We start from the raw sequence: 26,498 nt of genomic DNA on the forward strand, positions 1-26,498 counted from the left end.
GCGAAAGAGGCAGGGAGGGGGCGTCCGGTCGCAGACAACCCCCAAAACCACACAGCACCACCTGACGCCACGTCCCAACCACACCTGCTACATGAAAACCCTCGCCCGCTTCTACCGCCTCATCGCCTCCTACTGGTTCACCCGCCGCAGCCTTGCCGCCTGGGGACTGCTCGCTGCCGACACCGCCTGCACGCTCATCCTCATCCTCATCGGCGTGTGGATTGTCCGCTGGGACAAACGCTTCTACGACGCCCTTGCCGCGCTGGACGGTGCCATCCTGCCCGGACTCGTCATCGAATACCTCGGCTACCTCGGCCTGGTCGTCGCCTTCATGGTCAGTGGCGAATGGCTGCGCAAAGTGCTGCGCATCCGCTGGCGTGAACACATGAGCCGCGACTTCCAGCGCGCCTGGCTGCAAAACCACAAACACTACCGCCTGCAACTCGGCGACGAACCCGACAACCCTGACCAGCGCATCGCCGAAGACATCGCCCTGCTCGCCGAACAAACCCTCGAACTCATCCGCAACCTCATCTCGAAAAGCGTGACCCTCATCACCTACCTCGGCATCCTCTGGGGACTCTCCGGCGTCCACACCATCACCCTCTTCGGATACAACATCACCATCCACGGCTACCTCGTCTGGATAGCGCTGGCCTATTCCGCCCTGACCACCCTCATCGGCCACCTCATCGGCCACAAACTGCAACACCTTAACGTCGAGCGCCAGCACCGCGAAGCCGACTACCGTGCCACCCTGCTACGCATCCGCGATCACAGCGAACAAATCGCCCTGTACCGGGGCGAAGCGGCAGAAGAAGCCCGCCTGCAACAGCGCTTCGAGCACATCAAAGACAACTGGCGCGCCCTCATCAACCGCGAACTCTGGTTCGGTACCTTCTTTGCCAGCTACGTCCGCATCAGCATCTTCATCCCCATCTTCGCCACCCTGCCGATGTACCTCGCCAAAACCCTCACCTTCGGCGACGTGATGCAGACCCGCTCCTCCTTTGCCCGCGTGCAGGATGGCTTCGGCTGGTTCCTCGACGTGTACAAACAGCTCATCCTCTGGGCAGCGGTCATCGAACGCCTGGCCCGTTTCCAGGACGCCCTCGCCCGACTGCCCGAGCACAAACAAAGCGACAGCGGCGATAACGGCCACATCAGCACCACCGGGCTCTGTATCAGCACCGCCGATGGCCGCCCCCTGCTCCAGAACCTCAACCTGCACGCCGCTGCACCCGACTGGCTGCTGCTTGACGGCAAAAGCGGCATCGGCAAAACCACCCTGCTGCGTACCCTCGCTGGCATCTGGCCATACTACCGGGGGCGTTACCGTCTGCCCGCGCACGGCGTCCTCACCCTGCCACAGCGTCCCTACCTGCCGCAGGACACCCTGCGCGCCATCCTCTGCTACCCCGCGCACGACGGCATCGCGGACGAACACCTCCGCGCCGCATTACAACAAGTCGGCCTCGGCCGCCTCGCCGACCAGCTTGATTACGAACAAGAATGGCAGCGCATCCTCTCCGGCGGCGAACAACAGCGCATCAGCCTCGCCCGCGCCCTCATCGCCCAGCCACACATCCTCATCCTTGACGAAGCAACCAACCAGCTCGATGACGCTGCCGCCTGCACCCTGATGCAAACCCTGATAGAAGCCCTGCCGCAGACCCTCTGCCTCGCCATCAGCCACCAGCCACCGATCAAGGCACTCTTCACCCGTCGCCTCGATCTGAACGGCTATGCACAACCATAACTTGCTGTTTCGCTTCCTGACTCTTGTTACCCTATTAGCGATTTCACGATCCCCTTGGGCTTCGTACACGACAAAAAGGCCTCCCTCAGCGGCTAATTTCACAACAACACAAGCATTTTTACGGATGCCCGGCGGTAGGGGTTGAAGACACGAAGCGTTCGCGCCGCGAGAAAGGGCCAGACGAATCGCGATAGCAACAAAACCCGGTAACCGCGCCGCTTCTCCTGACCGCCCAATCCCCGGAGTCTCCATGTTTGGCATTGACAACATCCTCCTCCTGCTCGCCGCCTGGATCGCGGCGGAATCCGCGCATCAGCCTATCGCCCGCTATTCCCTGGTCGGCCTCGTCGTCATCGGCTACCTCGTTGCGCTCGCGGCCATTGCTTTCCTCGCACTCGTCATCATCGGCATCATCACCCGCCGTCAGCCACCGCGAGTCGGCTACACCTGTTTTGCCGTGTTTCTCGCCGCAGAAATTGTCGTAGCCATCCTGATTGCCATCCGCTTCTTCACCCACCTTGCCTGACCATGCGCCGCCTCATCCTCTTCCTGCTACCGTTCCTCCTCGCTGCCTGTTCGCTCATCGAATATCAGCCGCTCGCTACCCTTGACCACGTTGACCGCAGTCGCGGTTACCGCCTGGAAGCAGCTCTCGATACCACACAAAACGACGACGGCCTGCTGCTTGTCCTCCTCTTCTCCGGCGGCGGCACGCGTGCGGCTGCCTTCGGCTACGGTGTGCTGGAAACACTGGCGGCGACGCCGGTGACCGGTTACGGCAAAACCGAATCGCTGCTCGCGAAAATCGACCTCGTGCACGGCGTCTCCGGCGGCTCCATCCTCGCCACCTATTTCGCCCTGCATGGCGTGGATACCGTGCCGCAATTCGAGCGGCAGTTCCTGCGTCAGAATCTGCAAAGCGCGGTACTGCGCCAACTCTTCTCGCTCGCCAACCTGCCACGCCTCACCGCTCCCGAATACGGGCGTGGCGACCTGCTTGCCGAAGAACTTGACCGCCTGCTTTACCACGGCGCGACCTTCGCCGCGCTGGATAGCGGACGCAAAGGGCCGTTTGCCGTCATCAGCGCCACCGATATGAGCATCGGCCAGCGCATCGAATTCACCCAGGAATTTTTTGACGCGCTCTGCCTCGACCTGAACCGTCTGCCGATTGCCCGCGCCGTCGCTGCTTCCAGCGCCGTGCCGCTGGTCTTCGCGCCGCTGACCCTCAATAACCACGGCGGCCACTGCCACTACCAGCCGCCGTCGCGCGCCACGGGCGAACAGGCCGTGCAGCGCTTCACCGCACCCTATCAGAACAGCGCCGCCCGCCCCTACATCCACCTGCTCGACGGCGGCCTGACCGATAACCTCGGCCTGCGCAGCCTGCTTGATTTCGCCGATATCTACGGCGGCGACAACATTTACCGCCACATCACCGATGGCAAAGTGCGCGATGTCGTCATCATCAGCGTCAACGCACAAAACCGCCTCGATAGCAGCATCGACCAGAGCCCGGCCATCCCCGGCCTGTACGACGTGGCAAGCGCCATCATCAACGTCCCCATCGACGGCAACACCCGGGAAAGCATCCGCAACTTCCGCCGCTTCGCTGATGACTGGAACGCGCGCGGCGGTAAAAACCGCGTCGCCCTGCACTTCATCAACCTCAGCCTGGATGACCTGCCTGACGGCCCTCTAAAACAGCAGGTGCTCAACATCGGCACCACCTTCTACCTGCCGGAAGCGGATATCCGCGCCCTGCGGCAAAGCGCAAAAATCCTGCTCGAACAAAATACGACCTACCGCAACCTGCCCGGCCTGAAAGGTAACCGCCCTGCCCTGCCCGTCGATCCGCTGCATCTTTACCGGAGCAGATCGCCGTCGCCCGCCGCACAAAACAGGTAAAATCCGCTGTTTTTGCGCAGCCATCCAGCGAGGAAACCGCCATGACCGAAGAACACCGCACCGACGATACCCGCGAACGCCCCTCAGCTAACATCGAGCGCATCCACCAGCTCGTTGAAACCCTGATGCCCGCTGCTGCCGCCATTATGACCGGGGCGACACAACTGGACGATCCTGCGCAACAAGCGGCATTGGCAGAACTTAACACCAACCTTGTCGAGCTGCACCCCGCTGACGTCGCTGACATTCTCGAATCCCTGCCGCAGGAAGAGCGGATGCTCGTCTGGCATCTCGCCGTGCCGGAAGAAGACGGCGAAGTCTTGCTCGAAGTCTCGGATGCCGTGCGCGAAAGCCTCATCGGCATGATGGATCAAGAAGAAATGCTGGCGGCAGTTGATGATCTGGATGCCGACGAACTGGCGGAACTCGCCGACGACCTGCCGCGCGAAGTAGTGCACGAAGCCCTGAGCACGCGGGATGCCGAAGAGCGCGCGCAAATCCAGGCGGCGATGTCCTACGAAGACAACCAGGTCGGCGCCATCATGGACTTTGAAATGCTCGACATCCGCGCGGACGTCACCTGCGAAGTCGTCCTGCGCTACCTGCGCCGCTTCGACCGCCTGCCGGATCACACCGATAAAATATTTGTTACCGATGAAGACGACGTCCTGCGCGGCGTGCTACTCCTGCGCAAACTGCTCGTTTCCGCGCCGGACAAATGCGTTGAAGACATCATGATCAAAGACGTCGTCCTTTTTCACCCCGAAGACGACGTCGAAGACGCCGCGCAGGCTTTCGAGCGCTACGACCTCGTTACCGCGCCGGTGGTGGATGCAAACCGCAAACTTATCGGCCGCATCACCATCGACGAAATCGTGGACGTTATCCGCGAAGAATCCGATGCCGACATGCTTAACATGGCGGGTTTGCAGGAAGAAGAAGACCTCTTTGCGCCGGTGCTCGATTCCGTAAAAAACCGCTGGATGTGGCTTGCCATCAACCTCTGCACCGCCTTTTTCGCCAGCCGCGTCATCGGCGCCTTTGAAGGCTCCATCGAAAAAATTGTGGCGCTTGCCACCCTGATGCCGATCGTCGCCGGCATCGGCGGCAACTCCGGCAACCAGACCATCACCATGATCGTGCGTGCGCTGGCGATGGGGCAGCTCTCCACCGCACAAGCGGGCAAACTGCTGCGCAAAGAAATCGGTGTGGCACTGGTGAACGGTCTTCTCTGGGGTAGCGTGATGGGGCTTGCCTCCTGGCTGCTCTACGACAACATCGGTATCGGCTTCGTCATGGTGGCAGCGATGACGCTGAACCTGCTCCTTGCGGCAACCGTCGGCGTCCTTATCCCGGTCATCATGGAAAAAACCGGACGCGACCCGGCACTCGGCAGCTCAGTGCTGATTACCGCCGTCACCGACTCCGGCGGCTTCTTTATCTTTCTCGGCCTCGCGACCCTATTCCTGCTGTAAAAAGCCACCCGCCATCACCGCCCTGACCGGCGCATAACTGCGGCGGTGCTCCGGCGTTGCGCCGAGACGGGCGAGCGCGGCGAGATGCGCCTTCGTGCCATAGCCCTTGTGCGCGGCAAAACCATAGCCGGGAAAGCGCGCCTCCAACTCCGCCATCTGCCTGTCCCGCGTGACCTTGGCGATGATGGATGCGGCGGCAATGCAGGCCTCGCTTGCGTCGCCGCCCACAATCGCCCGCGCCGGCATGGCGAGCTCCGGTGTGAACTTGCCGTCCACCAGCACGGACTGCGGCGGCGTTACCAACCCCTCCACCGCACGCCGCATTGCCAGCAGCGTCGCGTGATGAATATTCACCGCATCAATCTCGGCGGAAGAGGCGGCAGCGGCGCACCACGCCAGCGCCTGCGCAGTGATAGCGTCGAATAACGCCTCACGCTGCCGGGCACTGAGTTTCTTGCTGTCGGTCAGGCCGGGCAAATTGAACGTTGCAGGCAGAATCACCGCTGCCGCGACGACATTGCCGACCAGCGCACCGCGTCCGGCTTCGTCCACGCCGGCAACTAGCTCCGCCATCAAAAATGCGGCGGAATCTCGTCCGCCGGATTACGCGGTTCGCGCACATCGCGCTCCTGCAACTGCTGCCACAGCAGGCGCAACTGCCCCTGCTGCAAATCCAGCGTCTCGCGCAAGGCAGCGACGCCCGCATTCAGCTCCATCAGCAAATCCTCCTGATACGCCAGGCGCGATTCCAGGCGCTCCAAACGCGCCTCCACCTCGCCCGTCACTGACGGTCCAGACGCAGTTCGCCGCCCTGGGCGAGATTTTCCGCCTTCAAATCCTCAATGCTGATCCAGATGGCGCTTTCCGGCACACCGATGCTCTCGGCCACGGCGCGGGTAACATTCTTCGCGAGCGCACGTTTCTGTTCGACACTGCGGCCTTCCACAATCTTGATATTGACAATGGGCATAAATACCTCGAAAACAGATGCAATTAAGGGACTTGGATTATAGTCCCAAGCCGCGCGAACTCGCTATAATGCCCGCGTCCTTCAACCCTAACCGAGGTGTAACATGGAAAAAAAAGCGCTGCTTTATACCGGCAAATCCAAGGCCATCTATGCGACCGACGATCCGGAGCTCGTCATCATCCACTACAACGACGATGCCACCGCCGGCAACGGCGCCAAACATGAAATCATCGAAGGCAAAGGCATCCTCAACAACCGCATAGCCACGCTGATCTTCCGTGCTCTCATCGCCGCCGGCATCCCCACCCACTACCGCGACACCCTGAACGAGCGCGAGCAACTCTGCGAAAAAGTCGAAATCATCCCGCTCGAAGTCATCGTCAGGAACGTCATCGCCGGCTCCATGGCGGCACGCCTCGGCTTCGAAGAAGGTACCGAAACCGAATACCCCATCTTCGAAATCTGCTATAAAAACGACGCTCTGAGCGACCCGCTCATCAACGACGACCACGCCGTTGCCCTCGGCATCGCCACCTACGAAGAACTCGACCGCATCTACGAACTCACCGACCAGATCAACGCCACCCTCTTTGACATCTTCGACGAATGTGATGTCCTGCTGGTGGATTTCAAAATCGAATTTGGCCGCACCGCCGACGGTGAAATCGTCCTCGCTGATGAAATCAGCCCTGACAGCTGCCGTCTCTGGGACGCCGATACCAACGAAAAACTCGACAAAGACCGCTTCCGCCGCGACATGGGTGGCCTGATCGAAGCCTACCAGGACATCCTTGACCGCCTCGAAGAACTCGAGGAAGAAGAAGAGGACGAATAAAACCACTAAAAGTCCCTCCACCCGCTTGCGGGGGAGGTGTCGCTTTGCGACGGAGGGGGCAACACATCAACCGGCCCACTAACCCAACAAACCGGAGAACACATGAACCTCGACTACAAAAGCGCGGGCGTGGACAAAGAAGCGGGCTACGACACCGTCGAACGCATCAAACAATACGCAGGTGCGACACACAACGCCCGCGTCCTCGGACAAATCGGCGCCTTTGGCGCCTTTTACGACCTGAGCGGTTACAAGCACCCCATCCTCGTATCCGGCACCGACGGCGTCGGTACCAAACTCAAAATCGCTTTCGCTCTCGAAAAATACGACACCATCGGCATCGACGCCGTCGCCATGTGCGTGAACGACATCCTCTGCCACGGCGCCGCGCCGCAATACTTCCTTGACTACCTCGCCTGCGGCAAACTCGAACCGGCGGTCGCCGCCGACATCGTCAAAGGCGTAGCCGAAGGCTGCGCACAGGCGGGCGCCGCCCTCATCGGCGGCGAAACCGCCGAAATGCCCGGTTTCTACCAGGCGGGCGAATACGACATCGCGGGATTTGCCGTCGGTGTCGTTGAAAAAGACGACCTTATCGACGGCAGCAAAGTAGAAGCGGGCGACATCCTCATCGGCCTGCCATCCAGCGGCTACCACAGCAACGGTTACTCACTGCTGCGCAAAATCTTCACCGACCTCAGCGTCACGCGTGACGGCAAAACCATCGGCGAACACCTGCTCACCCCGACCAAAATCTACGTCAAACCCGTCCTCGACGTCCTCGGCAAACACCGCATCCACGGCCTCGCCCACATCACCGGCGGCGGCCTGCCGGAAAACCTGCCGCGCGCCTACCGCAAAGGCCTTACCGCCGTGGTCGATACCGCCGCCTTCCCCACCCTGCCGCTTGTGGACACCGTCCTGCAACACGTCAAGCGGGAAGAAAGCTACGGCACCTTCAACATGGGCATCGGTTTCATCCTCATCGCTCCGGCAAGCGAAGCGGACGCCATCCTCGCCACCCTGCAAACCCACGGCGAAGCTGCGCGCATCATCGGGGAAATGCAAAGCGGCGATACACCGCTGATATTGCGCTAAACGACCTTATAAAACTGCGGCCAATACCCGCTGTTTCCATTTCCGCATCACCGGAAATCCCCGCCAAGCGGCGTAATCACTGCCTTCATGCGTAGGGTGGGCTTCAGCCCACCACAACATTGCCCGCCGTTTTCATCTTCACACCATCGGAAAAGCCCGCCAGGCGGCGTAAACATTGGCTTCATGCGCAGAATGGTCTTCTCCCACCACAACATTGCCAGCCATCTTCACATCATCAGAAAAGTCCGCCAAGCGGCGTAAATACTGGCTTCATGCACAGAACCGGTATCACAGCCCGCCGCCGACTCCCAGGAATTTTTCCACGAAGGCGGCGATTTTTCGGAAGACACTTTGTTTCTTTGCCAGATGCAGAGGGTTGAGCGGGCTCATCTTCGGCAAGGCATCACTCAATTCCGTGCCGTTTTCGCTAGCGTAACCGCGTTTGAACGAGACTTCGAGATAGCGTTTCGCGGCAGCTTCGTTCAGCCCCTCGGCAGCAACCAGTTCCGCCGCCTCGCGCCGCTGCTCTTCCTGCGCGAAGGTAAAAAAGGCCTCAATAATGGCCGGCACGTTGGGGATATCATCTAAATCTGTCTGGTTGATGAAATCGACAATCAGGCTTTCCTTAGCGCGGTTACCAATGCTGGCACGGATGATGCGGCGGATTTCTTCCACCAGTTCCGTTTTGTTTTTGACTTTCTTGTTCCGCTCGAAAATCAATTCCAGGATGTAATCCAGATTAATTTCCTGCGATTTGAGCAAATCAATTTCAAACACCACATCATCCCAATCCAGCTTGGAGGCTTCCTGTGCTTCGCCCGCTTTGCTCTGCCGCAGCCAGTCGCGGATGTCGTTATAAGTGGAGCGGTAATCCTGCAACTGACGCGCAGAGAGAATAGCGATTGCCTGCATTTTCGCCAGTTCGTCATCCTGCAAATAATATTTTTCCTGCAATCCCTGCATGGCCGCCGCGTCATCGGCATCAATTTGCTGCAAAGCTTGCAAGGCGGCAAATTCATCATAATTCTGCAAGACATTTTCCACACGCAGGTATTCGCCAAAGAGTTTGGCAAAATCCTTTTTGTCTTTTTCTGTTTCGATTTTATCGGGATCGGGGAAACGATCCTGCAATTCCTGCACCACATCGAGATAGCCGCGCCGTGCTTCGCCGGTGAGATTATCGGTATAGCCTTCCATGTATTCCTGATAGCTTTTTTCCAGCACTACATTTTTGGTGTTTTTATCACCGAACAGGGTAATGGCTTTAATCGTCGCATCTTCCAAATCGCGAAAGGTCACGATATTGCCAAAGGTTTTGCTGGCATTAAAAATGCGGTTGGTGCGGGAAAACGCCTGAATCAGGCCGTGATAGCGCAGGTTTTTATCGACAAACAGGGTATTGAGTTCCGGCGCATCAAAGCCGGTCAGGAACATCCCGACCACAATCAGCAAATCCACTCGCTCGGCATAGGGCAGCGGTTTGTCATCGCTGTCCCTGCCTTTCACCCGCTTGGCCAAATCCTTGTAGTAGTTTTCAAAAGCCTTGCTTTCCACGCTGTAACTGGTGTGGAAACAGGCGTTGTAATCCTCAATGGCCGATTGCAAAAATTCTTTCGCGCTATTTTCCATCGCCGTGGGCTCAAAGGTTTCATCAACGATTTCACCAATAGCGTTTTGCTCTTCATTGGCAGCAAAAGAAAAAATGGTGGCGACTTTCAGCGGATTATTCTTGCCTGCCTGCTGTTCCTTGAATGCCTGATAATAACTTTTCGCTGCCTCAATGCTGCTTACCGCAAACATGGCATTAAAGCCTTTGCCGCCCGCATTCAGGCGGTGCGTTTTTTCGCGGAAATGTTGCAGGATATATTCAGTGATTTTACGGATGCGTTCGGGATGCAAGAGTGCCTGTCGGTTTTCGGCGGCAGTCAGTTTCTTTTCATCCTGCTCGCTTTCCAGCGATTGGAATTGCGGGCGCGTGTCGTTGTAATCCACTTTGAATTTCAGCACTTTTTCATCGCGGATGGCGTCAGTAATCACATAGGAATGCAATTCACGGCCAAAGACACCCACTGTCGTTTCCGCTCCCAGGGCGTTATCGGGAAAAATGGGCGTACCGGTAAAGCCGAATTGGCAGAATTGCTTGAATTTCTTTTTCAGATTCTTTTGCGCCTCGCCGAATTGCGAGCGGTGGCATTCATCGAAGATAAAAATGACCGGCTTTTGATATACCGGCAGACTGTCTTCGCTTTTCATCAGATTATTCAGCTTCTGGATGGTGGTAACGATGATTTTATTATCGCCATTTTCCAGATTGCGTTTCAGTCCCGCCGTACTGTTTGAGCCGTTGACGCTGTCGGGCGAAAAACGCTGATATTCCTTCATGGTCTGGAAATCCAGATCTTTCCTGTCCACCACAAAGAGCACTTTATCGATGCAATCCAGCTCCGTGGCGAGGCGCGCTGCCTTGAAGCTGGTCAGGGTTTTGCCGCTGCCGGTGGTGTGCCAGATATAGCCGCCGCTTTCCGGTTTGCACCAGTTTTTGGTCTGCGCCGAACTGTTAATCTTCCACAAAATCCGCTCGACGGCAGCAATCTGATAAGGACGCATAATCAGCAGCGTGTTATTCACATCAAAGACGCTGTAACGCAGCAGGACGCTGAGCAGGGTGTGTTTTTGCAAAAAAGTGGCGGTGAAATCCTTCAAATCCTTGATGGGGTAATTATCTGCTTTCGCCCAATTCATGGTGAAATCAAAGCTGCGTTTATCGCGCTTGGTGGTATTGGCGAAATAGCGCGTATCCGTGCCGTTGGAAATCACGAAAATTTGCAGGAATTTGAAGAGCGAATTGTCGCTGTTGAAACTCTCCTTGCTATAACGGTGCACCTGATTAAAAGCCTCGCGAATCGCCACGCCGCGTTTCTTTAATTCGATATGCACCAACGGCAGGCCATTCACCAGTATAGTCACGTCATAGCGGTTGGCGTGTGTCCCTGTCTGTTCAAACTGGTTGATAACCTGCACCTGATTGCGAGCAAGCTGCTTTTTATCAATAAGATAAATATTCTTTAGACGGCCATCATCAAAAGCGAAATCATAAATGTGGTTATCCTGGATTTTGCGGGTCTTATCGACAATGCCATCTGAGGGTTTATCCAGATATTCCGCCAAAAAACGCTGCCATTCGCTATCAGTGAAGACGACATCATTCAGCCGCTGCACTTGCGCACGCAGATTAGCCAGCAGTTTGCTGTGGCTGTTCAAATCATGGCGGTATTCATAGCCCTGCTGTTGCAAATCGGCCAGCAATTCCTCTTCAAGCTGCTTTTCCGATTGATAATTGCCAGATTGCACGATTTTTTCATATTTGTCGAGGACGATGAAATGATCGGTCTCGGCGATGGGTCTGGTGGTTTCAGTCATGTTATTTCTCCCAAATAAGGTAGCGTTAAAACAAGTAGGGTGGGCTTTAGCCCACCATATGGGTTATCCAGTATGTTTTATGGCGGACTAAAGCCCACCCTACTTCAGTCATCATATAAATCCCAAGCGGCTTCGCTGATGCTGTTGCCCCAATTTAATGGATACAACCCTGCTTTCACATCACGATGGAACGACGAAAACGGCCATTCTTGTACCATGCTTACATAGCCATGTTTGACAGGGTTGTAATAAATATAATCCATATGTCTCGCCAAATCGGCATTATCCCGAATCAAATGCTCCCAATAGCGTCGTTGCCAAATACCAGTTTCCCTGCGCTTAAATTTGCTTTGATTAGGATTTCTGATTTGTATTGGCAGATTACGGGAAAATTGTGTTTTTAAATACGCTATCCGCGTCGGATAATCATCTTCTCCTTCCGGCAAGCGTATCAGCAAATGGACATGATCCGGCAAGATACAAATGGCGACCGTTTCAAAGGGATGACGGGCGATGGTTTCTTTATATGCGGCACGGATAATATCAATATAATCCGTCAAATAACTTTTTGAGCGGTCTTGCAGTACCAAAGTAAAAAAATACAAGCCGCCGCGTACGAATACTCTCCGGTAATCAGCCATTTCATTTATCCTTTAAATGTAGATAGTTTTGCCCGGTTCTTTTGTTTTTATTGGTAGGTATAAATTCATCTGCAAACATATTTTGCATTATTACCTAACCTACCGCAAAGCAAGCAAGGCAGTCATGTAGAGTGGGTTCTAGCTCAACACAATATACATCAAAAGATAAATACTTGGTGGGCTACAAACGCACGTTTTTGTTTTTTAAGCAGGGTGAGTTTTAACCTGCCGCAAAGTATTCGTATAAACACCAACCCATAAATATATTTTACATGGTTATGTAGGGTGGGCTTCAGCCCACCGCAAATATATCGGCATAAACACATGGTGGGCTAAAGCCCACCCTACAAACGTACGTTTTTGTATTCTATGCGGGTGGGTTTTAACCTGCCGCAAAGTATTCGTATAAACACCAACCCATAAATATATTTTACATGGTTATGTAGAGTGGGCTTCAGCCCACCACAAATATATCGGCATAAACACATGGTGGGCTAAAGCCCACCCTACTTTAATGGCTTTTTGGAAAGTTCAGCAGTTGTTCGCGGTAGTACTCGTATTGTTTGCGGTGCAGGGCGATTTCATACGGCAAGCCTTCGCTGAGGGATGTGGTCAAGGTGTCGAATTTATCAAGTATAGCGACGATACGGGCTTGCTCGGCAAGCGGGGGGATGGGGATTTCAATATCTTTTATCATTGGCTTTGTTAGTTGTGGGATGCCACTTTCAGGAATTTTATAATCTGCTTCAATGGTTTTCATAAAGTAGTAGGCATATTTTACGTTTATTTCAATTTTTGGCGTTAATGCTAGCAGGCGGACTATTGGAAAAAATGGTCTATCCTGAAAGCTAGTCCAGCCTATCGTTCCTCTAGCTGATATAGTTAAACTGGGTTGATTAATTTTAGCAACATTAGTCCAGCCATATAGTGCCTTACTTCCTATACCATTAGATAAAATAGGAATACAAAATTCTTCTGTTTCTACTTCAGATAAAGCATCTTTTGGTGCGTCACCACCAGCAGAAATATCAAATATTTCCCCCAATCGTTTCCAAACAACTTTTTCAGGCAGCCCATTTAATCTGTCTGTCTGTCTGTCTGTCTGTCTGTCTGTCTGTCTGTCTGTCTGTCTGTCTGTCTGTCTGTCTGTCTGTCTGTCTGTCTGTCTGTCTGTCTGTCTGTCTGTCTGTCTGTCTGTCTGTCTGTCTGTCTGTCTGTCTGTCTGTCTGTCTGTCTGTCTGTCTGTCTGTCTGTCTGTCTGTCTGTCTGTCTGTCTGTCTGTCTGTCTGTCTGTCTGTCTGTCTGTCTGTCTGTCTGTCTGTCTGTCTGTCAAGGATTGTTTGCCGCTTTCGTCAAATGTCAAGAGGTAATCGCGATAATAATTGTATTGTTGCTTTCTAAGGTGTAATTCTGCTTCTAGCGTGGCTTCTAGCGTGGCTTCCAGCTCGGTGAATTTGTCAAGTATTTTTACAATTTTTTGTTGGGTTTCCAGAGGCGGGATGGGGATTTTTATTTTTTCGATTGATACCCGCCCAAGCCTTGGAACGCTTGCTTTTCTAATTTGGCTTGTCAATTGGTGTCTTTCTGAAAGAAGAAAATAATATAAAAATTTGTCATGCAATATTTCTTTGGGACAGTCAAAGTAATAACAATCATCGGCTGCCCAAAATTCAATATCGCTAAAACCGATTTCGCCTGCTGCTCCTGCTGCAATCACAAAAGTCATATATGCCCTGCAATTCTGGTCGTCGTAAAACCCTAACGGTTGCAAACTATTTTGATACACAGGGTACTGACCATTATCTTGTAGCTGGCTGCGAACCAATCTTTTACCTCTTGAGATAGGAGCAACCTCCCCCAACGGCTTCCACTCCACCGTCATGTTTTGCACTAATGCCATCAGGTTTTTAGCTTCGTCTTGATGGTTCATGATGTTTTGCCTCCTTTTTGTTGTTTCAGGTGTTGCACTGCTGTTTTTTCCAGGGCTTTGACGCTTTCCAGATAGGCTTGTTCGATCGGCGACAGGGTGCGGGCTTCGTAGGCGCGGTATTCGTGTTCGGCTTTTTGTTCCGCCTGTTTGCGGCTGATGCTGCCTGTGTCCTGCAATACGCCCTGGCCGTACAGTCCGGAAAATTTGTCGAGTTCGGCAATCCAGTCGCGCATGTACATGGGGTGTTGCGCCTGTGCCTTGATTTCCGCCAGGTCGAAAAAGGCGGAAACCAGGCGGTTCAGGCGGAACAGTTCGTCTTCGTTCAGGTAGTTTTTGGCGATTTTGGCTTCGTCCAGGGTAGGCATTGCGCCCTGAAAGGTGGTCAACCCCATGAAGTCTTTGCTGCTGTCGGCGCGGCTGTATATCAGTTCGGGGGCGGTTTGGCGGCTGGCGGCATAGTGCAGTTTGTTTTGTACGGCGGCAAAGAAGGTTCTGGTTTCGCTGCTTTTCGGGTTGTAATCCTGGCTGGTGGCGTATAAGTCGAGCACTTGGCGGTACAGGGCTTTTTCGCTGCTGCGGATGTTGCGGATGCGGTTGAGCAGTTCTTTCCAGTAGTCGCCGCCGCCTGCGCCTTTCAGCCGTTCATCGTCCATGGTGAAGCCTTTGCTCAGGTATTCGCCCAGCCGTTCGGTTGCCCATTGGCGGAATTGGGTGCCGCGCGCGGAGCGGACGCGGTAGCCGACGGCGATGATCATGGGCAGGGAATAGTATTTGCGCTGTCGTCTGATGGTTCTGCCGCCCTCTGTTTGAACTTGTAAGGATTTCTTACAAGTTGCCTCTTCTGTTAATTCTCCTTCCCGATAAACGGCCTGGATGTGCTGCGTGATGCCTTGCGGTGTAATTTGGTACAGCTCCGCCAGGTCTGCCTGGGTCAGCCACAGTTGTTCGTCAAATTCTTGCAAGGCGAATTGGGCGGTACCGTCGCTGGCGGTGTAAAGGATGATGCTCATGCCTCTATCTCCGCGATGACGTCATCTATCTCGCGGCGTAGTTGGTCGATTTTGGCGACGGTGGCGCGGATGTCGGCGTTGAGCTGCGCGATGTCGATGATTTCGCGGGTGTCTTCGGCTTCAACGTAGCTGCTCACCGCCAGGTTGTAGTCGTTGGCGCGGATGGTTTCTTGCGCAACGTTGCAGGCGATGTGCGGCACGTCGGCTTTTGCGGCGAAGTGTTGCAGGATTTGTTCGATGTGTTCGGCGGTGAGGATGTTGTTGTTGGTTTCTTTTTTGAAGTAGCGGCCAGCGTCAATGAATTGGATGCTGGTGTCGGTTTTGTGTTTGGAGAGCACCAGGATGTTGACGGCGATGGTGGTGCCGTAGAAGAGGTTGGGCGCGAGGGCAATCACGGTTTCCACGTAATTATTATCCACCAGGTAGCGGCGGATTTTCTGCTCTGCTAACGGGTGTGTACGGTAAAAAATGCCGGGAAAAGAGACGATGGCGGCGCGGCCTTTGGCGGAGAGGTAGCTGAGGGCGTGCAGGATAAAGGCAAAATCTGCATATTTTTTAGGCGCCAATACACCAGCGGGGGCGAAACGGTCATCGTTAATCAGGGTGGGGTCGTCGCTGCCGATCCAGTTGAGGGAATAGGGCGGGTTAGAGACGATGGCGTCAAAGGGTTTGTCGTCCTTGAGTTGCGGGTTGAGCAGGGTGTCGCCGAGGGCGAGGTGGAATTTGTCGTAGTTGATGTTGTGCAGGAACATGTTCATGCGGGCGAGGTTGTAGGTAGTGTGGTTGATTTCCTGCCCGAAGAAGCCTTCTTCTATTTTGTGTTCGTCGAACTGTTTTTTTGCCTGCAGCAGCAGCGAGCCGGAGCCGCAGGCAGGGTCGTAGATTTTGTTCACGCTTTCCTGCCCGAATAGGGCGAGGCGGGCAATCAGTTGCGAGACGTTCTGCGGAGTGAAGAATTCGCCACCAGATTTGCCCGCATTGGCGGCGTAGTTGGAAATCAGGTATTCGTAGGCATCGCCGAAGAGGTCGATGTGATGGTCGGCGAAGTCGCCGAAATCGAGCTCCGCCACGCCTTTGAGGACGGCGGTGAGGCGTTTGTTTTTGTCGGCGACGGTGCTGCCAAGGCGGGGGCTGGTGGTGTCGAAGTCGTCAAAGAGGCCTTTGATTGCCGCTTCTGACGGGTAGCCGGAAGCGGATTTTTCAATGGCGCTGAAGATGGCTTTCAGCTCGGTATTGAGCTGGTCGTTCTTGTGGGCATGGGCGACGACGTTGCAAAAGAGCTGGCTGGGGTAGATGAAGTAGCCTTTGGTTTTGACGGCGTTATCCATAATTTCCGGGGTGATAATGTCGTCGGTCATGGCGGCATATCCGACACTGGCATCGCCACCCTGGATGTAGTCGGTGAAATGTTCGCTGATGAAGCGGTAAAAGAGGGTGCCGAGGACGTATTGTTTGAAGTCCCAGCCGTCCACAGCGCCGCGCACGTCGTCGGCGATTTTCCAGATTTGGCGGTGCAGTTGGGCGCGTTGTTGGGTCGCTGTCATGGGGGATCCTATGCTGTGGGTTCGGAGTGGGCATTATAGGCGCCCCCGTTCAGCGGTTCGGGGTCTGTTTGATACTGGCGGACTTTGTATCTACCAAGCGACGTAGGCATGAAAAAATCCGACACTGGCGCGTCGGATTTTTCCGCCGTCTAAGAACGTGTTCATAGTCTTCGCCTCAGCTATAAACTATCGGCATGAACAGAAAAGCCTACCCAAGCGATATCAGTCGCACACAATTTGCCCCCCTTCTCCCTCTTTTGGAAAGTGCCCGTAAACGCACAGCACCACGCAAAGCGGACTTGTACGATGTCTTTTTTGCCATTCTCTATCTTCTGCGCAACGGTTGTGCCTGGCGCGCCTTACCGGGCGATTTTCCCAAATGGCGCACCGTTCATTCCTACTTCCGGAGATGGAGCGAACCCCGCGAAAGTGGCATCAGTATCCTTGAGGAAGCGTTAAAAAAATCAGGTGGCCGCAGCACGTCGAAAGCAGGGACGTAATGAAGCAACCATTTTCCTGATTATTGGACGCGCAAAGCGTGAAGAACACGGATACAGCTTGTGGAAAAGGCTACGATGCCGGCAAGAAAGTGAGCGGTATCAAGCGGCATATAGCGGTTGACACGCAGGGTTTGCCGCATGCCCTTGCGGTGACGACGGTGGATGTTACGGATAGGAAAGGCAGCCTGCCGGCATTGGAACGTGAGCGGGATAATCTTGGTGCGGTACAAAAGTCCTTGCGACGGTGGTTACACGGGTAAGGCATTTGCTTCGTCGGTACAGGGGTTGATGGGTGCGGGGTAGGGATTGCCAAGCGAAACGAATTGCACCGTTTTGCGGTATTGCCGAAGCGATGGGTAGTAGGGCGCAGTTTTTCCTGGTTGGAAAAGCACAGGCGGCTTTGGAAAAACTGCGAGCGTAAGTTGAGTACCAGTTTGCAAATGGTCGTTTTGGCTTTCTTGGGAATCCTGCTACGAAGACTATAAACACGTTCTAAGCAATTCACCAAGCAAATCGCCCTCACCGCCCGCTGCCTTTTTCCGGTTCCAGGTATGTAATGTCGCCTTCGGATAGACCTGCACACTGTCAAACGTTTCGCCATGAAAAACCTGCTATGCAGTCTTGGGTTCGGTAACATTACCGCCTTTATCGGTCGCTGTTTCCGCCTGCGCCCCTACAAACATGGCACTGGCACATAATGCGCTTACCAAAAATACTTTTATCGCAATTACCTCATTGAACAAACAAAAAGGCCTCCGCATTGGCGAAGGCCGGGCCTCAATCAATCCCCCAGATTTTCTTCGGCGATCGCCTGACTGAGTGCACTGATTAATTTCTCGCTGACCTGATTGACCATACTGACTTCGCGGGCAATCGTTTGTCTCTCCAACAGCAAATCAAAGGTCATTTGCAAAGCACCAAGAATGACTAACCGCTCTAATGGTACTTTAGGATTATCTCGTCGCATATCGGCGAGGGAAAGATTTAATTGCTCCGCTGCTTCAAGCAATAAATCGCGTTCATGCGGTTCACACATCAGCGGATAGGTATTTTCCAGAATCTGTAAAGTTACTTTCATCTTACTCATGATCCACCCCGCGAATCCGGTCAATCATTGCCTGTTTACGCATATTGCAGCGATCCAATTCCGCTTGCAGGGCAGCATAGGCGCGCTGATGTTCTTCCGCCTGCGCTTTTAGCGCATCGGTCTGCGCCTGAATTAACGCTTCTTTTTCCGCTGCCCAATTCGCTTTTTCTTCATCATAACGACTGCGCCAGCGGGCATCGGCACTTTCCAAAGAGGCGCGATATTCCTCGGCGCGCTGCGCCTGCGCTTCCTGATGTTCCTGAATGCTTTGATTATGGCGTGTATTGAGTTGGTCATAATCATCCTGTAATTGCCGATGCTCTTTATTAAGCGTCCGCCATGCTTTAAGCAAAATATTGGTTTGCTTTTCGACGCGTTTTAATTCGTCGATATGTAAACGTTCCTGAACTGGCTTCATGCACATTCCCGTTTTCAAACTAAAAAACCATAATGGCCAAAGCCATTACCTCTCTTTCATCTATACTACCATTTTCCAGAAGATACGGACAAAACCATGACCACACAGCCTCATTATGATGCCCTCGAAGCCCTTATCCGTGAACGCGGTTGGTGGTTTGCCGCCAGCGAAGCGCACGGCATGCAAACTGCCCTTGTCGCCTGCGGTAGCGGTGCGCGCTGGCCGGAAATCCTCTTCGCACAAGGGGAAGTCGATGCGCTTGCGCGCGAAGCATTCGACCGCCTTGCCGCACAAATCGAAGAAACCCTCGCTGGTGAGGCGCTTGACTACCAACTACTGCTGCCCGAAGAAGGTACCCTCGCCGCACGCGCTGAAGCGCTCGTTACCTGGGTGCAGGGATTCACCGTCGCCGCGCACTGGCTCAATCCCAAACTGGATGACGACTGCCGCGCCTTCCTTGCCGATCTTGACGAAATCAGCAAACTCGACGATCGCTTGGCAGACAGCGAAGAGAACCGGCAAATGCTCACCAGCCTCGAAGAACACTGCCGCATGGGCGCGCTAATGCTCTACGCCTATTGCCACCGCCACAACAAATAACCTGCTAAAAAGGAGCCCCACCATGACCACCTGGACCCGCGACGCCCGCTACACCCCGCTTACCGCCGCCACCCTCGCCCGCTACGAGGCCCTCTGCGCCGAAGCCGAGACCAGCCCGTGGCGGCAACACTACCATATCCAACCACCCGCCGGTCTGCTCAACGACCCAAACGGCTTCAGCTATTGGCAGGGCGCCTACCACCTCTTCTACCAATGGTTCCCGCTCGGCCCGGTGCACGGCCTCAAATACTGGCGCCACCTGAGCAGCACCAACCTCGTCCACTACACCGACCACGGCACCGGTATCGCCCCCGACAGCGATTGGGATAGCCACGGTGCCTACAGCGGTAGCGCCATCGCCGACGGCGACGAACTGCTCATCGCCTACACCGGCAACCACCGCGAAGCGGACTGGACGCGTATCCCCTACCAACTCACCGCCCACCTCGATACGCACAACCACCTGCGCAAAGACGAACCCTTCCTCAAAGGCGCACCGGGAGGCTATACCGAACACGTCCGCGATCCGAAAATTTGGCGCGAAGCAGACGGCAGCTACGGCATTATCCTTGGCGCGCAGCGCGCAGACCTGAGCGGTACCGCGCTGTATCTCACCTCAAAAGACGCGCGCGACTGGCAATTGCACGGTGAAATCGACACCGCCCAACCCGCCTTCGGCTACATGTGGGAATGTCCCGACTACTTCCCGCTTGACGACCACGACATCCTCACCTACTGCCCGCAGGGCCTGCCTGCCGATGGCGACAATTGCCGCAACCTCTACCAGAGCGGCTACCTCATCGGCCACTTCGACAAAACCGCCTGCCGCTTCACGCACGATGGCTTCCGCGAACTCGACCACGGCTTTGACTACTACGCGCCGCAAAGCAGCCTTGGCGCGAACGGCGAACGCCTGCTCATCGCCTGGATGGGCCTGCCGGACACCATCTGCCCCAGCGCGCGCGACGGCTGGGCGCACTGCCTCACCCTGCCGCGCGTGCTCACCGTCGAAAACGGCCAACTGCGCCAGCGCCCGCATCCGAACCTCACCCAACTGCGTGACAGCGGCACACATGACGGCGTGCATTACGAACTCATCCTGGATAACCCCGACAACCAGCCCTTCATCCTCACCCTGCGCGCTTCGGCGCGGGAAAAAACCGTCCTCACCTACAACGGCGAAGCCGTCATCCTCGACCGCAGCCAAAGCGGCGCCTTGCCCGAACCCGAAAAAGACGCCCCCGGCAAAGGCGGGCACATCCGCCGCCTCGCCCTGCGCGACCTGCGCCGCCTGCAACTCTATTCCGACACCTCATCGCTGGAAATTTTCCTTAACGACGGCGAAGCGACCATGACCGCCGCCCTCTACCCCGCTCCGGACGCAACCGACCTGCACCTCGCCGCCGCCGACAGCGTGCAAATCACCACCTACCCGCTCCACAAAGCTTGAACGCCACAAAGAAGAGTCTCCATGAGCCGCAAACCGCTCTTCACCGCTCTCGCCTTCGGTAGCGCCACCCTCGCCAGTGGTGCAAGCCTTGACTTCGACCCCGCTCAATACAGCGAAAAAACCGCTACCGTCAACGGCGAAACCATCACCTACCGCGCCTACGAAAACATCCCCTACGTCGCCAACCCCGTGGACGCCGCACACCAAACCATCAACATCTACATCCCCGCCGCCTACTACAACGGCGACAGCATCAACGGCTACACCACCGTCACCGCGCCCATCTACCTGCCGAACCAAATCGGCGGCTACATGCCCGCCAGCGCCGTCGTCCCCGGCGTCAGCGGTCTCGGCCCGAAAAAAGAAGGAGCGGACGCCATGCAAACCGCGCTGACCAAAGGCTACATCGTCGCCTCACCCGGCGCACGCGGCCGTACCAGCGCCGACGGCAAAGCGCCCGTCGCCATCATCGACCTCAAAGCAGCGGTGCGTTACCCCAAGCACAACGACGCCAACATGGCAGGCGATGCCAGCAAAATCATCAGCAACGGCACCAGCGCGGGCGGTGCCCTCTCCATCCTGCTCGGCGCTAGCGGCAACGCCCCGACTACGACGCTGCCCTGAAAACCCTCGGCGCAGCGAATGCTCCGGATGACATCTACGCCGTATCCGCCTACTGCCCCATCAGTATCCTTGACCATGCCGACAGCGCCTACGAATGGGGGTGGTGTCCTGAAAAGTATGCTGACAGGAATGTCGGTAAACAGGAACTAAAAAGGCAACGGGCAGATGCGTTATTTTGTCTCTGTGAAAATACAATCAACGCTCTGTTGCCCCCGTTGCCACGGGCAGAGTATGAAGAAAAATGGTACTAAGCACGACGGTAAACAAAAGGGGCTGTACTAGATTAGCAGATATGTTACCCTCCAAAAATGAAGATAACACACTGCAAATTAAAGAAAAAAGTACAGAAAGAACTACTCCGTTTTTTTGTGCTAGAAGTTACTGCACGTTCCGCCGCCGATATTTTGGCTATCCATCCCAATTCAGCAGTCCTGTTCTACCGCAAAATTCGTATGGTTATCAGCCATCGTTTGACCTTGGCTGCCGATGAAGTTTTTGATGGTTCTGTCGAATTAGACGAAAGCTATTTCGGCGGACGTCGCAAGGGCAGACGTGGTCGCGGTGCGGCAGAAAAAGTTGTTGTCTTCGGCATTCTGAAACGCAACGGACGGGTCTATACGGTTGTGGTGGACAATGCCAAGTCTGAAAGCTTACTACCTGTTATCAAGAAGAAAATCATGCCTGACAGTATTGTTTATACAGACAGCCTGAGCAGTTATGACAAACTGGATGTGAGCGGTTTTATCCATCACCGCATTAACCATTGCAAAGCGTTTGCCGAGCGCCAGAATCATATCAACGGCATTGAAAATTTTTGGAACCAAGCGAAGCGTGTACTGCGCAAATACAACGGCATTGACCGCAAATCTTTCCCACTGTTCTTGAAAGAATGTGAATTTCGGTTTAACTTCGGTACGCCGTCCCAGCAGCTAAAAACGCTGCGTGATTGGTGTGAAATTTAGGACTAATCTAGTACAGCCCCAAACAAAATTATCTTTGCAGAGATTGCAATCGCCAATTTGTTGGCGACCACAATTTGACTTATCCCGGATGCCACTCAGGAATAGATCGAACTATCCTCAAAATGCTTGTCCGCAATTGTGGCATTCGTGATATTTCTGAAATAACGGGATGCAGCAGGTACAAAGTTCAGAAGGTACTAAAAATATCACAACATCATGTTCTCCCTAAGAAAATCATTATGACTCTTTGGAAGTTGACGAGCTTTGGACTTTTGTTGGCAGCAAGAAGAACAAGGTATGGCTTATCTACGCTTATGACCGTAGTGGCGGCGAGATAGTGGCTTATGCCTGGGGAAAGAGGGATATTGCCACCGTGAGGGAATTGGAAGCGCGTTTAAACGCGCTAAAGGTTACTTATTGGAATATCGCGATGGATAAATGGCAGAGTTTTGTTGAAATATTTGGTAGTGAAAAATCGAAGGTGGTGTTTTAAAAAGTATGCTCAGCAAATCTGTCAATAGTGCAGGCAGATAAATATGAAGGAAAATTTCCTTTGTTTTCACTGTTGGGAGAATCTGTCAAACCTGCTCGAATTCTAAGCAGAATACATTTCAGGCCACCACCAACAGTTGAACACGTCATGGTGATTTCATCGCTTCCCTACGAAGCCGTGAGAAAGGCATAAATATTGGCAGGGTTCGGGGCTTACAGCCCCTGATTTGTCCCCACCATCTTTGTAATTCAGAATAAATCTTATAAAACAGCATGTTATACATGCTTTATTGGTGCCCGGAGCCGGACTTGAACCGGCACGGTATCGCTACCGAGGGATTTTAAGTCCCTTGCGTCTACCAATTTCGCCATCCGGGCAACGCGGGCGGCATCATAGCGGCTACCCGTACAATGTCAAGCGGCGTCAGTCGGTGCGTTCGCGGTACACCTCGGCAAATGGCAGGCGCTGGCGGTCGCCCCAGATACCATGCCCTTCCTTGCGGATACCGCAGGCGACGATCATGTTGATTTCCGCGCCGCGCGGCAGGCCGAGGATTTTTTTGACACGGCCACTGTCCAGCCCTTCCAGCGGACAGGTGTCGTAGCCCGCCTCGCTCATTGCCAGCATGAACGTCTGTGCGGCAAGACCACAGCTCTTGTGCACAACTACGCGTATATCCGCTTCGCCGCAATCGCGGTACATCGGCCGGAACAGTGCCACCGTGCCGAACAGTACCTTGCGCAGCGGTCCCAGCAAGCCGAAATCACGTGCGTAGAGAAATGGTAGAAATTTGCCGTAGTAACCAACGTTGGCTTTCAGCCGTTTTTCCAGTTTGTCCGGCGGGCTGTGGCGGCGCAGATTTTCGCTTTCCAGTGCAAACATCGCCTGAGTGCGCTGGCGGTATAAATCCTGGCGACAGACAAAAACCACCATCTGTGTCGCGGTTGTTGCCGCCTGCTGGCTGAGGCAGGCCGTGGCGAGGGCTTCGAGTGTCGCTTTTCCGGTGATGTGATAGAACTCGTAGAGTTGCAGGTTGGAACTGCTGGGCGCGAGTTGCGCCTGTTCGAGACAGTGACGGACGGTAGCGCTGTCCAGCGGTTTATCCGCGTCGAAATGGCGCACCGCACGGCGGTGCTTCAGTAGATCAAGCAGCATAAAAATCCCTAGTTCGCATTGCCGTCATCCGTGGGTTGCGGCAGGGCGAGATTCAAGATAATGGCAATGATGGCCGAGAGGCCGATGCCTTCCAGATGCACAGGGCCGAGGTCAATGGATAAATGGCCAAGCCCGGCGACCAGCGTAACCGCAATGATGATGACGCTGCGCTCACTGCGCACACGGGCATTCGGCGCGAGCAGCGAACGCGCACCCATCGCCGCAATCGAGCCGAAAAGCAGCAGCATGATGCCGCCCATAATCGGTGTCGGCATCTGGCGCAACAGCGCTTCCAGCTTGCCGGAAAAAGCCAGCACGATGGCGGTGAGCGCCGCATAAATCATGATGCGCGGCTGTTTCGCACCAGTGATGGACACTGCGCCAGTGACTTCCGAATACGTCGTTACCGGTGGCCCGCCAAGACAACCGGCAATGGCAATAGCGATACCGTCGCCTGCCAGTGTTTTGTGCAGTCCCGGTTTTTGCAAAAACGGCTTGTCGCAGACCTGGCTGATGACGGCGATATCGCCAATATGTTCAATGGCAGGGGCAAGTGCGACCGGCAGCAGGAATAAAATCGCGTTGATATCAAACGCAGGCGGCGTGACAGGCGGCAGTTGCAGCCAGGCGGCATCGCGCACGGCGGCGAAACTGGTCAGCCCCAGCGCAAAGGCGCAGATATAGCCCGCGACAATGCCGGCAAATACTGCGAGCAACTTGGTCAAGCCGCTGGTGTAGAGGGCGATCACAATCGTCACCAGTAGCGCCACTATCGCGACCACAAGCGCCGGCCCCTTGGCAAACAGCACCGTACCGCCGTCGCCAGACAACCCCATCGCCATATTGGCGGCGGCAGGCGCGAGCGAAAGGCCGATGACCATAATCACCGGCGCAACCACAATCGGCGGGAAAAGGCGGTCAATAAAACCCGTGCCGAGCTGGCGTACCAGCAGTGCCAGCAGCAGATACACCAGTGATACCGCGATAATCGCGCCCTGCGTCGCTGCCAGTCCCCACTGCCCGATGGCGAGCGACAGCGGTGCGATGAAAGCAAACGACGAGCCCAAAAAAATCGGCACCTGCCGACCTGTAAAAAACTGAAAACATAGCGTCCCGATACCGGCCGATAACAGCGCCACCGCTGGACTGATGCCGGTGAGCAGCGGCACCAGCACCAGCGCCCCGAAGGCGACAAACAGCATCTGCGCGCCCACCAAGATTTCTTTCATTTGTTGCATATAAAACCCCTTGAAAAAAAGCGGCGGCATTATACGCTCACGCATGAGCGAACCAAACGGCGAATAAAGCATAACCTCGCCCCACCATCTGACAAGGAGCAGCGTTTCTGCAAGGTCTGAAAACGTGCGATATTCCCGCCTGTAGTGCCTTACCCTGCCCTACACCATCAGACGGTTTTGCCATACTCTGCCATCATCCCAACAGGAGGAAGTCATGCTTTCAGCGATTTATCATGTACTCGGCATCGCTTTTTTCTTTGCTGTGTATTGGCCCGGAGAACAACCCGATGCCACATTGGAGGCAGAGCTGGCAGCAGCACGGACACCGGTAACGGGGGACAATGGTTACCACGCCTTGCCAAAGGATTGGCCGCAAGAACGCTGGCCACAGGATGTCGTCCCTCTCTGCCCGCGCGAGACAGATGACTGTCTCGCTTGGGCGCGGGAACACCTGGACGCATACCGAGCGGTCGCCGTTTCCTTGCAGAAGCGGGATGAGCCCCTGGAAACGTTACTGGCTTACGCCTATTTCCGCCCACCCACAGTAGAAGAGTATGCAACGGAAAAATCACCATCGTTCCGCTTGCTGGTTGAGGCGGTCAGCCTGAACGCCTACCGTTTTGCCGCCGGTGAGACAGAGACGGCGCAGCACGGTGCCTGTCGGGGCGCGCTATTGGGCATGCGCCTGGTACGCAGTCAGGGCATATTCCTCGGCAGCATCGGCGGGGCCGGACTGGTCGAACGCAACATTGCCCTGCTGGCACAGATGCGGGCGGAATTACCGCCAGAGACGCCGTGGCCCGCATTGTGTGATGAATTGCAACTGTTGCCACAGGAGGCCCTCGCCCTTTGCCCGCTGATGTACAGCGACTGGCTGGAATTCCGGCACATCATGCGCCACGACGATGCCGCCATCATCGCGGACAGGCAGCGGGATATTGCGGAAAAAGCGCTCTATTTCATTCTGATGCGGCAAGCCGAGACGCAATATCTGGTCGAAAACACAAAATACTGCGCGCCAGCCATGCTGGCCGCCGTCAGACGGGATGAAGTGCTGCAGCCGACGCTGGATAAATGGCCGCGCTATTGCTCACCGCTCAATCCCCTGTGCCGGATGGGCCGGCCGGACAGCCGCTTTTATCAGGCACGCTTGCTCAATGTGAACCGCTACCTGCGCGCCTTCGCTGCCCTGCGCAATCCTGCCGCACCGCTGCCGCAAGGCTATCGACGCGAAGACGGCAAACTCTATTTCCTGCGTCATCCCCGCTTTAATCATGAAAAAGAAACATGGCAGGTAGTGGCATTACCGCTGCCCGGTTCGCGGATAAACGAATCTTCCCGATAAGGCGGCACCAACACAGCCGGATTATTTGCCGGGAGG

The 26,498-nt window shown here is 55.1% G+C and carries 23 protein-coding genes, 1 tRNA gene and 2 pseudogenes; 13 read left to right on the forward strand and 13 right to left on the reverse strand.

Annotated elements, in window-relative coordinates; genetic code table 11:
- The first annotated feature begins 91 nt into the window (after positions 1 to 91).
- The 4 genes from DY250_RS07350 (at position 92) to mgtE (ending at position 5,142) form a co-directional block, all read left to right on the forward strand.
- Positions 92 to 1,759: an ABC transporter ATP-binding protein/permease gene (locus DY250_RS07350; protein WP_115611733.1), complete on the forward strand. Its 1,668-nt coding sequence runs from the start codon at positions 92 to 94 to the stop codon at positions 1,757 to 1,759.
- A gap of 250 nt (positions 1,760 to 2,009) precedes the next feature.
- Positions 2,010 to 2,285, forward strand: a complete 276-nt coding sequence (locus DY250_RS07355; RefSeq protein ID WP_115611734.1) for a hypothetical protein — start codon at positions 2,010 to 2,012, stop codon at positions 2,283 to 2,285.
- Between the two features lie 2 nt (positions 2,286 to 2,287).
- Positions 2,288 to 3,667, forward strand: a complete 1,380-nt coding sequence (locus tag DY250_RS07360) for a patatin-like phospholipase family protein (protein ID WP_115611735.1) — start codon at positions 2,288 to 2,290, stop codon at positions 3,665 to 3,667.
- A gap of 41 nt (positions 3,668 to 3,708) precedes the next feature.
- Entirely contained in the window at positions 3,709 to 5,142 is a 1,434-nt protein-coding gene (mgtE, locus tag DY250_RS07365) for a magnesium transporter (RefSeq protein ID WP_115611736.1), read from the forward strand.
- Here mgtE and rnhB read toward each other — a convergent pair.
- Genes rnhB through DY250_RS07380 form a run of 3 tightly spaced genes read right to left on the reverse strand, consistent with a single transcriptional unit; the run spans position 5,128 to position 6,112 of the window.
- Complete coding sequence (rnhB, locus tag DY250_RS07370; RefSeq protein WP_115611737.1) at positions 5,128 to 5,715, reverse strand: ribonuclease HII; 588 nt, start codon at positions 5,713 to 5,715, stop codon at positions 5,128 to 5,130. The two genes, mgtE and rnhB, sit on opposite strands and share 15 nt — an antisense overlap.
- Positions 5,715 to 5,927, reverse strand: coding sequence for a SlyX family protein (locus tag DY250_RS07375; RefSeq protein WP_172542270.1), 213 nt, complete (start codon positions 5,925 to 5,927; stop codon positions 5,715 to 5,717). The genes rnhB and DY250_RS07375 overlap by 1 nt, the downstream gene beginning before the upstream one ends.
- A complete protein-coding gene (locus DY250_RS07380) occupies positions 5,924 to 6,112 on the reverse strand; it encodes a 2-hydroxymuconate tautomerase (protein ID WP_006986785.1) in 189 nt (62 codons plus the stop codon). Before DY250_RS07380 ends, DY250_RS07375 begins: the two co-directional genes overlap by 4 nt.
- Before the next feature lie 103 nt (positions 6,113 to 6,215).
- On the opposite strand from DY250_RS07380, the gene purC reads away from it, so the two are divergent.
- Both purC and purM read left to right on the forward strand, forming a co-directional pair.
- Positions 6,216 to 6,947 (forward strand): phosphoribosylaminoimidazolesuccinocarboxamide synthase, encoded by a 732-nt coding sequence (gene purC / locus DY250_RS07385; protein ID WP_115611738.1) that lies wholly within the window; start codon positions 6,216 to 6,218, stop codon positions 6,945 to 6,947.
- A 102-nt stretch (positions 6,948 to 7,049) separates the two neighbouring features.
- Positions 7,050 to 8,045, forward strand: a complete 996-nt coding sequence (gene purM / locus DY250_RS07390; RefSeq protein ID WP_115611739.1) for a phosphoribosylformylglycinamidine cyclo-ligase — start codon at positions 7,050 to 7,052, stop codon at positions 8,043 to 8,045.
- 288 nt (positions 8,046 to 8,333) lie between these two features.
- Here the strand turns inward: purM and DY250_RS07395 are convergent, their stop codons facing one another.
- The 5 genes from DY250_RS07395 to DY250_RS07430 all read right to left on the reverse strand — a co-directional run bounded on the left by DY250_RS07395 (position 8,334) and on the right by DY250_RS07430 (position 16,590).
- Positions 8,334 to 11,465 (reverse strand): type I restriction endonuclease subunit R, encoded by a 3,132-nt coding sequence (locus DY250_RS07395; protein WP_115611740.1) that lies wholly within the window; start codon positions 11,463 to 11,465, stop codon positions 8,334 to 8,336.
- 104 nt (positions 11,466 to 11,569) lie between these two features.
- Positions 11,570 to 12,106, reverse strand: a complete 537-nt coding sequence (locus DY250_RS07400; RefSeq protein WP_115611741.1) for an REP-associated tyrosine transposase — start codon at positions 12,104 to 12,106, stop codon at positions 11,570 to 11,572.
- 511 nt (positions 12,107 to 12,617) lie between these two features.
- Positions 12,618 to 14,036: a restriction endonuclease subunit S gene (locus DY250_RS14275; protein WP_218565560.1), complete on the reverse strand. Its 1,419-nt coding sequence runs from the start codon at positions 14,034 to 14,036 to the stop codon at positions 12,618 to 12,620.
- Positions 14,033 to 15,046 (reverse strand): virulence RhuM family protein, encoded by a 1,014-nt coding sequence (locus DY250_RS07425; protein ID WP_115611742.1) that lies wholly within the window; start codon positions 15,044 to 15,046, stop codon positions 14,033 to 14,035. The genes DY250_RS14275 and DY250_RS07425 overlap by 4 nt, the downstream gene beginning before the upstream one ends.
- Positions 15,043 to 16,590, reverse strand: coding sequence for a type I restriction-modification system subunit M (locus DY250_RS07430; RefSeq protein WP_115611743.1), 1,548 nt, complete (start codon positions 16,588 to 16,590; stop codon positions 15,043 to 15,045). Before DY250_RS07430 ends, DY250_RS07425 begins: the two co-directional genes overlap by 4 nt.
- Before the next feature lie 194 nt (positions 16,591 to 16,784).
- Between DY250_RS07430 and DY250_RS07435 the strand changes: the two are divergent.
- Positions 16,785 to 17,575 (forward strand): annotated as a pseudogene (locus tag DY250_RS07435) (IS5 family transposase).
- 296 nt (positions 17,576 to 17,871) lie between these two features.
- Here DY250_RS07435 and DY250_RS07445 read toward each other — a convergent pair.
- Positions 17,872 to 18,177 (reverse strand): cell division protein ZapA, encoded by a 306-nt coding sequence (locus tag DY250_RS07445; RefSeq protein ID WP_006984749.1) that lies wholly within the window; start codon positions 18,175 to 18,177, stop codon positions 17,872 to 17,874.
- A complete protein-coding gene (locus tag DY250_RS07450; RefSeq protein ID WP_115611744.1) occupies positions 18,170 to 18,595 on the reverse strand; it encodes a hypothetical protein in 426 nt (141 codons plus the stop codon). The genes DY250_RS07445 and DY250_RS07450 overlap by 8 nt, the downstream gene beginning before the upstream one ends.
- Positions 18,596 to 18,691: 96 nt before the next feature.
- Here DY250_RS07450 and DY250_RS07455 point away from each other — a divergent pair, with 96 nt between their 5' ends.
- The 5 genes and pseudogenes from DY250_RS07455 to DY250_RS15110 all read left to right on the forward strand — a co-directional run bounded on the left by DY250_RS07455 (position 18,692) and on the right by DY250_RS15110 (position 22,724).
- A complete protein-coding gene (locus DY250_RS07455) occupies positions 18,692 to 19,195 on the forward strand; it encodes a UPF0149 family protein (RefSeq protein ID WP_115611745.1) in 504 nt (167 codons plus the stop codon).
- 22 nt (positions 19,196 to 19,217) lie between these two features.
- Positions 19,218 to 20,645, forward strand: coding sequence for a glycoside hydrolase family 32 protein (locus tag DY250_RS07460; RefSeq protein WP_115611746.1), 1,428 nt, complete (start codon positions 19,218 to 19,220; stop codon positions 20,643 to 20,645).
- 21 nt (positions 20,646 to 20,666) lie between these two features.
- A pseudogene (locus tag DY250_RS07465) lies at positions 20,667 to 21,367 on the forward strand (subtype B tannase); the annotation flags it as partial.
- Positions 21,368 to 21,577: 210 nt separating this feature from the next.
- A complete protein-coding gene (locus DY250_RS07470) occupies positions 21,578 to 22,231 on the forward strand; it encodes an IS1595 family transposase (RefSeq protein WP_115611747.1) in 654 nt (217 codons plus the stop codon).
- A gap of 247 nt (positions 22,232 to 22,478) precedes the next feature.
- On the forward strand, positions 22,479 to 22,724 hold the full coding sequence (locus DY250_RS15110; RefSeq protein WP_115611748.1) for an IS1 family transposase: 246 nt from the start codon (positions 22,479 to 22,481) through the stop codon (positions 22,722 to 22,724).
- Positions 22,725 to 23,014: 290 nt separating this feature from the next.
- On the opposite strand, the gene DY250_RS07480 is transcribed toward DY250_RS15110, so the two are convergent.
- The 3 genes from DY250_RS07480 to DY250_RS07490 all read right to left on the reverse strand — a co-directional run bounded on the left by DY250_RS07480 (position 23,015) and on the right by DY250_RS07490 (position 25,108).
- A tRNA-Leu gene (locus tag DY250_RS07480) sits at positions 23,015 to 23,101 on the reverse strand.
- A gap of 46 nt (positions 23,102 to 23,147) precedes the next feature.
- A complete protein-coding gene (locus tag DY250_RS07485; RefSeq protein ID WP_115611749.1) occupies positions 23,148 to 23,879 on the reverse strand; it encodes a nitroreductase family protein in 732 nt (243 codons plus the stop codon).
- Positions 23,880 to 23,887: 8 nt separating this feature from the next.
- Positions 23,888 to 25,108: a solute carrier family 23 protein gene (locus tag DY250_RS07490; protein WP_115612797.1), complete on the reverse strand. Its 1,221-nt coding sequence runs from the start codon at positions 25,106 to 25,108 to the stop codon at positions 23,888 to 23,890.
- Positions 25,109 to 25,331: 223 nt separating this feature from the next.
- On the opposite strand from DY250_RS07490, the gene DY250_RS07495 reads away from it, so the two are divergent.
- Positions 25,332 to 26,462 carry a hypothetical protein gene (locus tag DY250_RS07495; protein WP_147293485.1) on the forward strand — a complete coding sequence of 377 codons (1,131 nt, stop codon included), beginning with the start codon at positions 25,332 to 25,334 and terminating at the stop codon, positions 26,460 to 26,462.
- Positions 26,463 to 26,498 lie beyond the last annotated feature (36 nt).

It is taken from the genome of Cardiobacterium valvarum (assembly GCF_900460955.1).
GTDB lineage: Bacteria > Pseudomonadota > Gammaproteobacteria > Cardiobacteriales > Cardiobacteriaceae > Cardiobacterium > Cardiobacterium valvarum.

Bases quoted from the DNA above. Each gene is read 5' to 3' on its own strand.
- DY250_RS07430 (WP_115611743.1), bottom strand. From the start codon at position 16,590: ATGACAGCGACCCAACAACGCGCCCAACTGCACCGCCAAATCTGGAAA.
- DY250_RS07455 (WP_115611745.1), top strand. From the start codon at position 18,692: ATGACCACACAGCCTCATTATGATGCCCTCGAAGCCCTTATCCGTGAA.
- DY250_RS07445 (WP_006984749.1), bottom strand. From the start codon at position 18,177: ATGAGTAAGATGAAAGTAACTTTACAGATTCTGGAAAATACCTATCCG.
- mgtE (WP_115611736.1), top strand. From the start codon at position 3,709: ATGACCGAAGAACACCGCACCGACGATACCCGCGAACGCCCCTCAGCT.
- DY250_RS07485 (WP_115611749.1), bottom strand. From the start codon at position 23,879: ATGCTGCTTGATCTACTGAAGCACCGCCGTGCGGTGCGCCATTTCGAC.
- DY250_RS14275 (WP_218565560.1), bottom strand. From the start codon at position 14,036: ATGAACCATCAAGACGAAGCTAAAAACCTGATGGCATTAGTGCAAAAC.
- DY250_RS07380 (WP_006986785.1), bottom strand. From the start codon at position 6,112: ATGCCCATTGTCAATATCAAGATTGTGGAAGGCCGCAGTGTCGAACAG.
- purC (WP_115611738.1), top strand. From the start codon at position 6,216: ATGGAAAAAAAAGCGCTGCTTTATACCGGCAAATCCAAGGCCATCTAT.
- DY250_RS07395 (WP_115611740.1), bottom strand. From the start codon at position 11,465: ATGACTGAAACCACCAGACCCATCGCCGAGACCGATCATTTCATCGTC.
- DY250_RS07470 (WP_115611747.1), top strand. From the start codon at position 21,578: ATGAAGATAACACACTGCAAATTAAAGAAAAAAGTACAGAAAGAACTA.
- purM (WP_115611739.1), top strand. From the start codon at position 7,050: ATGAACCTCGACTACAAAAGCGCGGGCGTGGACAAAGAAGCGGGCTAC.
- DY250_RS07400 (WP_115611741.1), bottom strand. From the start codon at position 12,106: ATGGCTGATTACCGGAGAGTATTCGTACGCGGCGGCTTGTATTTTTTT.
- DY250_RS07425 (WP_115611742.1), bottom strand. From the start codon at position 15,046: ATGAGCATCATCCTTTACACCGCCAGCGACGGTACCGCCCAATTCGCC.
- rnhB (WP_115611737.1), bottom strand. From the start codon at position 5,715: ATGGCGGAGCTAGTTGCCGGCGTGGACGAAGCCGGACGCGGTGCGCTG.
- DY250_RS07490 (WP_115612797.1), bottom strand. From the start codon at position 25,108: ATGAAAGAAATCTTGGTGGGCGCGCAGATGCTGTTTGTCGCCTTCGGG.
- DY250_RS07460 (WP_115611746.1), top strand. From the start codon at position 19,218: ATGACCACCTGGACCCGCGACGCCCGCTACACCCCGCTTACCGCCGCC.
- DY250_RS07360 (WP_115611735.1), top strand. From the start codon at position 2,288: ATGCGCCGCCTCATCCTCTTCCTGCTACCGTTCCTCCTCGCTGCCTGT.
- DY250_RS07495 (WP_147293485.1), top strand. From the start codon at position 25,332: ATGCTTTCAGCGATTTATCATGTACTCGGCATCGCTTTTTTCTTTGCT.
- DY250_RS07355 (WP_115611734.1), top strand. From the start codon at position 2,010: ATGTTTGGCATTGACAACATCCTCCTCCTGCTCGCCGCCTGGATCGCG.
- DY250_RS07350 (WP_115611733.1), top strand. From the start codon at position 92: ATGAAAACCCTCGCCCGCTTCTACCGCCTCATCGCCTCCTACTGGTTC.
- DY250_RS07450 (WP_115611744.1), bottom strand. From the start codon at position 18,595: ATGAAGCCAGTTCAGGAACGTTTACATATCGACGAATTAAAACGCGTC.